The sequence below is a fragment of the Acidobacteriota bacterium genome (assembly GCA_009861545.1).
Taxonomy (GTDB): domain Bacteria; phylum Acidobacteriota; class Vicinamibacteria; order Vicinamibacterales; family UBA8438; genus WTFV01.
On the sequence record VXME01000103.1, the window covers coordinates 1 to 10,350 of the forward strand.

9 protein-coding genes are annotated in these 10,350 nt (G+C 67.9%); 6 read left to right on the forward strand and 3 right to left on the reverse strand.

Features of this window, described 5'->3' with window-relative positions; all coding sequences use genetic code 11:
- From F4X11_16940 to F4X11_16950, 3 genes are all read left to right on the forward strand, one after another.
- Positions 1-1,332: hypothetical protein (locus tag F4X11_16940; protein MYN66690.1), on the forward strand; the 1,332-nt coding region annotated here is incomplete at its 5' end.
- A 275-nt stretch (positions 1,333-1,607) separates the two neighbouring features.
- The gene (locus F4X11_16945) at positions 1,608-2,618 is read left to right on the forward strand and encodes a hypothetical protein (protein MYN66691.1); all 1,011 of its coding nucleotides are present in this window, start codon (positions 1,608-1,610) and stop codon (positions 2,616-2,618) included.
- A complete protein-coding gene (locus F4X11_16950) occupies positions 2,615-3,994 on the forward strand; it encodes a BamA/TamA family outer membrane protein (GenBank protein ID MYN66692.1) in 1,380 nt (459 codons plus the stop codon). The genes F4X11_16945 and F4X11_16950 overlap by 4 nt, the downstream gene beginning before the upstream one ends.
- Positions 3,995-4,004: 10 nt before the next feature.
- Here F4X11_16950 and F4X11_16955 read toward each other — a convergent pair whose 3' ends face one another.
- From F4X11_16955 to F4X11_16965, 3 genes are all read right to left on the reverse strand, one after another.
- On the reverse strand, positions 4,005-5,303 hold the full coding sequence (locus tag F4X11_16955) for a glycosyltransferase family 1 protein (protein MYN66693.1): 1,299 nt from the start codon (positions 5,301-5,303) through the stop codon (positions 4,005-4,007).
- 54 nt (positions 5,304-5,357) lie between these two features.
- Positions 5,358-5,687 carry a thioredoxin gene (gene trxA, locus F4X11_16960; GenBank protein MYN66694.1) on the reverse strand — a complete coding sequence of 110 codons (330 nt, stop codon included), beginning with the start codon at positions 5,685-5,687 and terminating at the stop codon, positions 5,358-5,360.
- A 164-nt stretch (positions 5,688-5,851) separates the two neighbouring features.
- Positions 5,852-8,290: a prolyl oligopeptidase family serine peptidase gene (locus tag F4X11_16965; GenBank protein ID MYN66695.1), complete on the reverse strand. Its 2,439-nt coding sequence runs from the start codon at positions 8,288-8,290 to the stop codon at positions 5,852-5,854.
- A gap of 209 nt (positions 8,291-8,499) precedes the next feature.
- On the opposite strand from F4X11_16965, the gene F4X11_16970 reads away from it, so the two are divergent.
- The 3 genes from F4X11_16970 (at position 8,500) to F4X11_16980 (ending at position 10,301) form a co-directional block, all read left to right on the forward strand.
- A complete protein-coding gene (locus F4X11_16970; protein ID MYN66696.1) occupies positions 8,500-9,135 on the forward strand; it encodes a hypothetical protein in 636 nt (211 codons plus the stop codon).
- Between the two features lie 65 nt (positions 9,136-9,200).
- Complete coding sequence (locus tag F4X11_16975; GenBank protein MYN66697.1) at positions 9,201-9,764, forward strand: hypothetical protein; 564 nt, start codon at positions 9,201-9,203, stop codon at positions 9,762-9,764.
- On the forward strand, positions 9,765-10,301 hold the full coding sequence (locus F4X11_16980) for a hypothetical protein (GenBank protein MYN66698.1): 537 nt from the start codon (positions 9,765-9,767) through the stop codon (positions 10,299-10,301).
- The last annotated feature ends 49 nt before the right edge of the window (positions 10,302-10,350 follow it).

Sequence of the window (10,350 nt, forward strand, 5' to 3'; positions counted from 1 at the left end):
TCAAGACCTCTACCCCCAACACGCGGATTTTTGCCCGGAACCGCTAAACGAAGACAATTGAAGAACCTGATCGAGTCTTTCGAGTTTCTGCAGTACTACCAAGTACACCAGAACCCACCGTTCAATCTGTTCGACGTCCTCCGCAACGCAGAGTTCGAAATCCGCCACAGCAACGTCCTGCAGTGGCTGTTGGATCCCGGCGGAACTCACCGCACGGGCAGCAAGTTCCTGCAGGAGTTCATCGAACGCCTGAACGACAACGCAGGCGCCGCGGGAATCAAGCTCATTCCCCAAACCAGTCTCGAGAACGATGACGTCAGAGTCGAGAGAGAGTTGCATTACGCGGATATCGCCCTTTTCTTCAAGGGGGCACGTCGGTGGATGATCGTCGAGAACAAGACAGTCGAGAGGTCTCGCGAGCACTACCGACAGGTAAAGGGCTACGAGAGAGATTTTCGGAAGAGGTACAAGGGCCAGTGCGACGACGTCCGTAGCGTCCTGCTGACGACCTCACGTGAAGGAGACGATGCCGAGCGCGAAGTCATCCACGTGAGCTGGTCAGACGTCCAGGAACTGATCCAGAGTATCCGGGACAGCGTTGATGCGGAGAACTCTGAGGTGCGGGCCTTCTTGTCCCACTATCTCGACGTCGTCAAGAGGTTGACCACTCCATCCAGGTTGGAGAGAAACTATTTCACCAAGTTGGTGGAAACGCACAAACCCGTCCTGAAGAGACTCCTGCAGGAAAGGCAGGAGGACACAGAGTTGCCGCGAACAGAAGTACCGGGCGATTATCGGGGTGCCTTGGATCAACTCCTGGAGGACTTCCGGCGGGAACCGAAACGGCTGATGACGTCGATAAAGTCGTTTCTGAATGCATCCAGGGGAATAAAGGCAAGACCGGCGCCCGACAAATATGGGAGATCTTTCTGGTTGACTTGGCGGATGGATGATGTTGCAAAGGCGTTGGGCATTGAGTGGCGAATAAGGTGGGAGCTTACATTCTCGCATCGCAGAGTGAGCGCCAACCTGTACTTCGAGCTGAACCGCAAGACAAGACCTGTCATCGAGCGGATCGAGAAGTTCATGCGCGAAGAGGATGTTGCGACAGACAAGCTCGTCTGGGAGTGGCAAGACAGCTACGTTTACGTCTATCGCCATCCTCTCGTGGATGAGGAAACCTTCTCCTCCGGGTCGTTCGAGGAGGTCGAGAGAACCACTCGAGAGAAGGTGGACGAGTTTCTCAATTCGGAGTACCGCACGGTTCAGGGCTTTTTCAAGTGTCTGGCGGCAGATCCGAAAGGGCTCTCGGTCGGCGAGGAGTTAGAATGACGGTCTCCGGCGAATGCCTATCGTCACTCGGGCGGACTGCCGCTCCGCGGAGCTGAGCGCAGCACGGGCGAGGAGGTCCGAACGGCTGTCGCCTTCGCGCGCGGCCAGCTTCTGGACCATGGCGAGTTTGTGCTCCGGAGCGGTGACGTTCACGGGTCGGTCCGGCGAGCTTCGAGACATCGACAAGTGCCCAGATTCCATCCTACGGCCCGGACAATCCGAAACGAGTGTAATTGGCCCGGTACCGCAAGCGTAGTTCGTCTATGATTCGTCCGATGCGGTTCTGGCGACGCGCGGTCGGCGGCATCGGTCTTGTCGGTACGCTGGCCGTCGGTTGCATCGGTGCCGCCGTGGCCCAGGAAAGCAACCAGGATAACGAGCTGGACCGCTTCATGGAGCAGGTGCTCGCCCGGCGGGACGAGAACCGTCTCGCGCGGCGGCAGTACGTATTCGACGAGCTGGAACAGTTCACGGTGACGGGCTACGACGGCGAGGTGTACGACGCCTTTACGCGGGAGTACATCTGGTACCGGCGCGACGGGGTGTTCGTGCGCAGCCCGGTGCGGATCGACGGCGTGACGCCCAGCGAGTCGGACTGGCGCCGGTACGAGACGGATTGGCTGGAAGACGAGGCCCGGCGCGCGCGAGACGCGTCGGAGAACCCGTGTGCGCCGGGCGGTGCGACCGAGCCGCAACCACGGGCCGACGGGACAGAGCAGCAGGATCGCGAGCCGTCCGACCCGGTTGACCCCGCAGATCTGGCCGCCGCGGCCGATCTCCGCCCGCGCTTCCTCTCCGAGTCGTACTGGCTCGACTTCGAGTTCGAGCCGGGCAACTACTACTTCGCGGGCCGCGAGCGGGTCGCGGCCCGCGAGGTGCTGCGCATCGAGTACCTTCCCGAGCGACTCTTCGAGGAACGCGATTCCGGCGACGAGGAATGCGACCGGCCCGCCATCCGGGTGCCGGGCGCGCAAGAGGAGTTCAACAAGGGCGCGCTGGTCACGCTCTGGATCGATCCCGCGGAACAGCAGATCGTGCGGTTCACGTTCGACAACATCGGATTCGAGTTCCTGCCGCTGCGCTGGCTCATCCGCCTGGACGGGCTGACCGCGTCGATGACCATGGGCCGGCCGCTGGACGGCGTCTGGCTCCCGGAGCGGATCGAAGCATCGGGCGTGATGACGATGGCGAGCGGATCGACCACGGTGGCCTACCGCCGAACGTTCTCCAACTACCGGGAGGCCCGGACCGGAGGACGCCTCCGCCCCCTCGATACCGGGCGGTGATCGTGCCGCATCGGTTGACCGCGCCTGCGCGGCGTGCCGTTCTCCGGATCACGCCGGTAGCCGTGGCGACGGTCATCGTTACGCTGGCGTTCGGAGCGGCGTTCGCCCAGGAATCCACGGCGCCGGGCTCGCCCACCGCCGAACCATTCCTTGGCGGGGCGCTCATCGCCGCGGAAACCGTCGCCGAGATCCGGATCCACGGCAACCTCTCGCTGCCCGACGCCGAGGTCGTCGCACTCACGGGCGTCACCCTGGGCGATGCGGCCGGCCCGGACCTGGAGAAGACGGTACGGCAGCGGCTCGAAGCGAGCGGCCGGTTCGAGACGGTCGACGTGCGACGCCGCTATCGATCGCTGACCGCCACCGACCAGGTCGCCCTGGTCATCGTGGTGCGCGAGCGTCCGGGCGCCCGCTTCTCGAACCCCGTGATGCGCGCGTTAGCGGCAGCCGGACGACGGCTCATGGTCGCTCCCATCCTCGACCACCGGGAAGGCTATGGCGTGGCATACGGGGCGCTGACCAGCTTCATCGACACGTTCGGTCCCGGCAGCCGGCTGTCCGTGCCGGCGACCTGGGGCGGCCACAAGCGCATCGCGCTGGAGATGGAGACGCCGATCCGCGGATCGGTAATCGACCGCCTGTGGGCCGTTGGATCCCGAGGCCGACGGCGCCATCCGTATTTCGACATGGACGTCGACCGGGCTCGCTTCGCGGTCGCGGCACAGCGCGGGCTCCCGCGCGGGTTCCGGATGAACGGGGAGGCGGCGTGGGAAGAGGCGCGGTTCGCGGGCCGCGCGGATCGGTTCGTCCGCACCGTCGCCTATCTCGACTACGGCGACTATCGAGAGACGCCCGCCAACGCCCGCCGCAACACGGTGGTGGTTCGTGCCGGCATCGAGCGACTCGCGATCGAGGGTGGCGCCGGCGCGATAACGCGCCCCCGCCTGGACGCCAGGGCGTACCGCGCGGTCGGCCGCCAGGCGGTGCTTGCGGCGCGCTTCTTCTTCGCGGGGGCGTCCGCTCCGCTGCCGCCCTACGAACGGGCGCTGCTCGGCGGGAGCCCGGCCGCGGGCGGCACGCTCCGGGGTTGGCGCGCCGGCGCCGCCGTCGGCGACCGGATCGCCGCGGCGTCGATGGAGTTGCGGCTACCGATCACCTCGGTGCTGTCGGAAGGCCGGGTAGGGCTGCGCTTCTTCTATGACACGGCCGCCGTGTACGACGCGGGCCGGCCGATCCGGAACGCGCGGTTCCGGGAAGGCGCCGGCGCCGGCGTCTTCTTCCTGCCGCCGGGGTTCGGCTTTCCGATGTCCATCGACGTGGCGGGCGATCCGGAGGGCGGTGCGCGCGTTCACGTCAGCGCCGGCTTCGGGTTCTGACGACACTCGCTCACGCGGCCGCCTCGATCAGGTCGCAGGTCTGCGCCACCGGATCGATGCCGACGAACCGGCTCGCGACGACGCGGCATGCTCGGGCCACATCCTCCGAACCGAGCAGCGCGTCCAGCTCGCGCGCGACCGCCGTCCCCGTGAACCGGGACGGCCGCAGGTAGCGCCCCACTCCCAGCCGTTCGAGCCGCACGGCGTTGTCCGGCTGGTCGAACGCCATCGGCATCACGAGCTGCGGGCGGCCGGCCCGCAGCGCCTGCGCCAGGGTGCCGACGCCGCCGTGGTGCACGAGGGCGGCCGCCCGCTGCAGCAGGCATCCGAACGGAGCGTACTCCGCGTGCCGCACCCCGGGCGGTAGCGGAGCGGGAATCTGCTCGCCGAACCGCGTCAGGAGCAGACCGCGGCGGCCGAGGCGGCGGCAGGCGTCCACACCGGCCCGGAAGAACCACGCCGCCTGCCGGTTGGCGGTGCCCGGCGCGAAGACCACGGGTGGCTCGCCCGCGTCGAGCCACTTGTCGAGCTCGGGCGTGAGCGGGGTCGCTTCGCCTTCGTCGTAGAGCGGAAAGCCGGTCAGGCGCGTCTGGGGCGGCCAGTCGGGCTGCACGGCGGCGTACCAGTCGGGGAACAAGCCGATGACGCGCTGCGGCGAGTGCCACCACTCGCGTACGATGTTTCGCGCTCGAGGCAGGCCGAACTCGCCGCACAGCTCGTTCACGACGGGGGACAGCACCTGGTCCGAGAGGCGGTCGCCCGCCGCCACGAGCAGCCGCTTGACCGGCATCGGCCACCGGTTGACCGACCGCAGCCACACGTGCGGCACCGCCGTGTCGTGCCTGCTCACGAAACCGGTCGCCTGCAGGTGCAGCGTCACCAGCCGCAGGCCGAGGGCCTCCTGCGCGGCGCGCGCCCCGAACGCCAGGGGGTGCGCCACCAGAAGAGGAGGACTGCCGGCCGCCTGCTCCCGCAGCACGTGGGCGATCTCGGTCACGTGGGGCCGAATGGCGTCACCGATCACGCCGAGCGCGCGGTGGAGACGCCAGAGATCCGGGTGCTCGAGGGTTCGGTGGTAGTCGTCCACCGTGCCTATCGGGACGAGCGGCAGACCGACGCGCGAGAGCAGCGGCTCGAAGTAGGCGCTCGTCAGCACCGACACGTCATGCCCGCGCCGCTGCAGCGCCAGCCCGATGCCGACGTGCGGGTGCACGTCGCCTGCGCTCCCGACGGGGATCATGAGGATGCGCATCGGCTGGATTGACGAAGCGTGGCGCGCGGGGCGACCGGCCGCGCGGTGCCGGCGCATCTTCAAGAGCCGCGGCGTCGCCCTGCAGGACGACCCCCGCGGCCGAACGTGATCTCAGCCGACGTGCGGGTCGATGACCGCCTGCAGCCGTGCCTTGTCGGCGAGACCCACGACGGATTCGACGACTTGGCCGTCCTTGAAGAGCAGCAGGGTCGGGATCGACCGGACGCCGTACTGCCCCGGCGTGGCCGGGTTGTCGTCCACGTTCATCTTGCCGACCGTGACGCGGCCGTCGTAGTCCGCGGCCAGCGCCTCGACCGTCGGCGCGATCATGCGGCACGGACCGCACCACTCCGCCCAGAAGTCGACCAGCACCGGCTGCGTCGACTTGAGCACCGACTCCTCGAAGTTGCCGTCCGTGACCTCGTGCGTATGTTCTGACATCGCGTCTTCCTGTTGCTGAAGGATCTCGCCGAACTAGCGCCAGGAGTCTGCACCGTTCTACGGCGCAGACTCCTGGCCGACCTTCCATTGTAGCGCGTCCGGAACCCTCTCCCTGGGCAGCTCGCGAATCCCCTGGGAACCGGACCGTCGCCCGCGGGAACCGACTACTCGGTCGTTCCCTTCCCCAGGTACTCGTCGCACCAACGGAGCATCTCGGCGACGACGTGCAGTACCGACTCGCGCGCCGCGTAGCCGTGCGACTCGTGGGGCAGCGTGACGTAGCGCACGGTCGCCCCGTGGCCCTTCAGCGCATGGTAGAAGCGCTCGGACTGCACCGGGAAGGTGCCCGAGTTGTTGTCGATCTCGCCGTGCGTCAGCAGGATCGGCTCGTTCACCTTCTCGGCGTGGAAGAACGGCGACATCGCGGCGTAGATGTCGCGCGCTTCCCAGAACGTGCGGCGCTCGTTCTGGAAGCCGAAGGGCGTCAGCGTCCGGTTGTAGGCGCCGCTGCGCGCGATGCCGGCCTGGAAGAGGTCGGAGTGCGCCAGCAGGTTGGCGGTCATGAACGCCCCGTAGCTGTGGCCGCCGATGGCGATCCGGTCGCGGTCGGCGATGCCCATTTCGACGACCGTGTCGACGGCGGCCGCCGCGCTCGTCACGAGCTGCTCCCGGTAGGTGTCGTTCGCGGAATGGCCCTCCCCGATGATTGGCATGGTCGGCCCGTCCAGGATCGCGTAGCCCTGGGTCAGCAGCAGCATGTGCGACGCCCCGCGCAGCGTGGTGAAGCGATAGGGCGATCCGCGCACCTGGCCCGCGGCCGCCGCGTTGGTGTACTCGCGCGGGTAGGCCCAGACGAGCATCGGCGGGCGGTCGCCGTCGCGGTAGCCGGGCGGCAGGTACAGCGTGGCCGACAGGGCGACGCCGTCGTCGCGGGTGTAGGTGATGAAACGCCTCTCGATGCCGCGCAGGATGGGCGCCGGATCCGCGTAGTCGGTCAGCGCATGCCGGGTGTCGCTCGCGGTGGCGCGCAGGAAGTAGTTGGGCGGATCGGTGCGGCTCTCGCGGCGCGTCAGCAGCAATCCGCCGTCCGTGCCGAGGACCGCGACCGCCGTCTCGTAGGTCTCCGGCTCGGTGTGGAACAGCCGCTCGGTCTCCAGCGTCGCGAGATCGAGCCGGTCGACGAAGGGCCTGTCGCCGTCGGGCGAGGCGCCGGCGCCGGCCAGGTAGATCGCGTCGCCGTCCTGCAGGATCGTCGCGCTCGCCACGCCGCCGCCGGGCCGGCGCAGCGGGTAGCCGGGATCGCTGTAGACGTCCTCGGCGCTGCGGTCGAACAGCCGCCGGGTGTCGCCCCCGCCCGGATAGAGCAGCGACGTCCGGGTCCAGCGGGTCGGCCGATCCGTCTCGGTGATGAGCGCCGTGCCGTCCGCCGTCCAGGCGATGGTCGAGAAGCGGTGCTCGGTGCGGGCCAGCTCGCGCGGCTCGCCGTCGAACGGCGCGTCGAGGGAGAACAGGTAGTCGCGGTGCGGCGCCTCCACCCGCGGGTCGCCCTCGTCCTGCGCCTCGCTCCAGACCAGCGTGGCCGGCGCGGTCGGGTTCCAGCGGTGGCCGCGCGGCCCGGTGGCCACGCCGCCGATCGGCACGCTGTCGGCCAGCGGTTTCTTCGCCACGGTGATCGGGTCACCGGCGCGCGTCCAGACCTCGACGGAGCGGGCGAAGCGGTTCGCCGGGAGGAGCCACGAGAACGGCCGCTCGATGCGCTCGACGAGCACGTGCCGGCTGTCCGGCGCGCCGGAGACGCGCGCGTAGAGCCCCGGCTCGCCGATGGCGGTCCGCGATCCGGTAGCCAGAGCCACCGTCTCGACCTGGCTGGTGAAGTGGTACTCGAACAGCGCCTCGTCGTACGCGTTGCCCAGCAGATCCTGGTAGGTGCGGACCGGAGACAGCGCGCCGTCGTGCTCCTGCACGTTCGGGCCGGCCGGCTGCCGCGGCGGCGACGGCGGCGACCCGCGCGCCGACCTCCGGAAACGGCACAGGACCCCGCTGTCGTCCGCCAGCCACTCGCACGGGTTGCCCGAGGTGGCGTTGAGCGACGCGCTCGTCAGCGGCCGGGGCTGGCCGGTCGCGAGGTCGACCACCCACAGCTCGATCCCGGTGTCGCGCAGCACGGCGTAGGAAAGATGCGAGCCGGCGGGCGAGAAGCTCGGCCAGCCGAGCGTCGTGCCTCGCGGCGCGAGCACCCGCACGTCCTCTGCTCCCGCCTTCCTTGTGCCGCCCTCGATATCCAGGCGTACGACCGTCAGCGCCGCAATCTCGGGCGCCCGCCACGGCCCGCTGTTGCGCGGGTCTATGCGGTAGCCGGCCAACCGGTGCATCGGCCGGCCGAGCCAGCCGATCGGCGGCATGCTGCGCTGCTCGACGAACACCGCCACGTCGCGAGTCGGTCCCACGATCACGGTCGGCGTGGGCGGCGCGTCGAGGATGTCGACGATGGTCTGCGGCGGGGTGAGGTACCCGGTTGCGCTCGAGGCTTCCGACTGCGCCCCGGCCGGGGCGGCGACGGCGAGCAGAACGAGCGACAGCGTGAGACTGATGGTGCGTGTCATGGTCAGTTCCTCCGGTCCGTGGCATTATCGATCAGAGGAGGTGCACTGGCCGACACGCGCGCCCGATAAGGCGATCAACAGCCGTCTGCGTCGGCGCGAAGGCAGCGCCGGTGTATAGTCTCGGGGCGCTCTGGGCCGGCGCGAGGGGGTCCGGACGGGGAGGCAGCCCTCGTCACGCGGCTACGCGTCTCATGGGAGAGCGCCCGCAGATGTCCGAGGACCCACCCATCAGCCTGCATTCGGTCAGCGTCGTCGTGACCGCGCAGTTCCACAACCCGTCGATTCTCAATCCCGATTTTCTGGTGTCGCGCGAGATCGTGCCCCCGGACTGGAAGGTCGCGGAGACGCTCACCACGCCTCCCGTCTCGGTCGTGAAGTACGAGAACGGCGTCGAGTGGTCCGTGGATCAGTCGCGTCTGACCGTCGCTGAACAGAGCGGGCCCGAGTTCGGGGACAGCTACCGTGTGCACCCGCTCGTGACCGCGTACTTGCGAAAGCTCCCTCACGTGCCCTATCGCAGCCTCGGACTCAACTGCCAGGTATCGGCACCTCAATCGAATCCCCAGCGTTGGCTGATGGAGCGTTTTGGGGCGAAGTGGCTGAGCGACGAGCCTGCCGTACTGGGGATGACGCCGAAGTTCGCATTGGACGCCGGAGATGCCGTGTGTCAGATCGGTATTGGCGACGCACCGAGGAACGGCGAGCGGATCGCCTTGGAGTGCAACGTGCACCACCAGGGCCCGCTGGATGTAGACGGGCTGCGCGCCGCCATTGAGCGCTGGCCGGAGCGTCAGACGTTCATCCTCTCCGCGCTCGCCGTACTGCTTGGGAGTGAACAGGCATGAGTTGGTCAGACGTCACGGCCAGCCCGGATTTCGAGGACGTTCGCAGAACCGCGGCACTGGAGGCATTGGCGCGCAACGAGTTTGCCCCCGGCTTCACCCGCGACGAGGATTCCGCAGGGCTTTTCCGCCGCGACCTGCCAGTCATCTGGCCGCTCGCGGCGGAGTACGTCAGCGGGAGCGTCGACAGCTCGACCGATGATTCGGCTGCAAGTTTGGTCAACCGAATCATCGCTGCCAGGCAGCACAACGAGATCATCGAGGTCTTGCCGTTGCTGGAGCTCCGCACGATTGCGACGAGACTCAACTACCTCCTTGAGTGCTCCCAGGAGGATCCCGACGAACCGACCATGGCGCTCACCTCACTAAGGGAGCTGGCCCTGTTCTTCGCGAGCGAGCCACAGCGTGACGAGCCGGAGATCGGACTCAGTCCCGACGGACACCTGCAGGCCGAGTGGCGTGTTGGAGACGGCGGAATCCTCGCCATGAAGTTCCTCCGCGACGGACTGATCCAATTCGCTGCGATCTCCAGACCGACGGGCGGCAGGCAACCGTTCCGCGTAAACGGTACGTTGCCGAAGGACCGGGCCCTGGACGCAGTCCGAGCGTTCATTCGCCGGGGACCGCTCTGAGTGCTCGGCACCGAACTGCCCGACGCCGATCACGTGTCGAGGTACAGCAAGCCGACAGCCGTCGGGCGGGATGGCCTGCCAATGGCAGCCGCGTTCGAGCTCAGGGCCGGAGAGGATCATCTGTCGGTCAACTGGCTCGAGTACTTTGGTGTTCCGAATCACGAGGCCGCCGTCGGCCATGTCCGAAACGCCTTCCAGGCAAAGGGCTATCGCCTCGGACGCAATGGGAGGTTCGCGGCACTGAATGTCGGCACCGTGAAGGCGGCAGTGTCGGAGACTCTCGATGGCCCGGCACGCATCGAGCACCTCCCCGTCGATGACGACGAATCGCACAGCGGCGTTTTTGGTTACGCGGCGGACGATCTTGCTGTCGCCGTGGCCATCAAGGCACTGGTCAGCGCCGAGAACGTCTTCCCGGCCGTGACCGATCGAGCCCACCCCCGACACAAGACACCTGACGCCGTGCACGAACCTCTCCGTCATCCAGCGAAACTTCCTGCCGGCACGGCAGTGTACGGGCGACTCAAGACCCGCTAGGAGTCTGCGCCGCAGGACGTTTGCGGCACGAAACGGGTCGCCAGTCCAC

Coding starts and splice junctions, on each gene's coding strand:
- F4X11_16955 (MYN66693.1), bottom strand. CDS start 5,303: ATGCGCCGGCACCGCGCGGCCGGTCGCCCCGCGCGCCACGCTTCGTCA.
- F4X11_16965 (MYN66695.1), bottom strand. CDS start 8,290: ATGACACGCACCATCAGTCTCACGCTGTCGCTCGTTCTGCTCGCCGTC.
- F4X11_16970 (MYN66696.1), top strand. CDS start 8,500: ATGTCCGAGGACCCACCCATCAGCCTGCATTCGGTCAGCGTCGTCGTG.
- trxA (MYN66694.1), bottom strand. CDS start 5,687: ATGTCAGAACATACGCACGAGGTCACGGACGGCAACTTCGAGGAGTCG.
- F4X11_16945 (MYN66691.1), top strand. CDS start 1,608: ATGCGGTTCTGGCGACGCGCGGTCGGCGGCATCGGTCTTGTCGGTACG.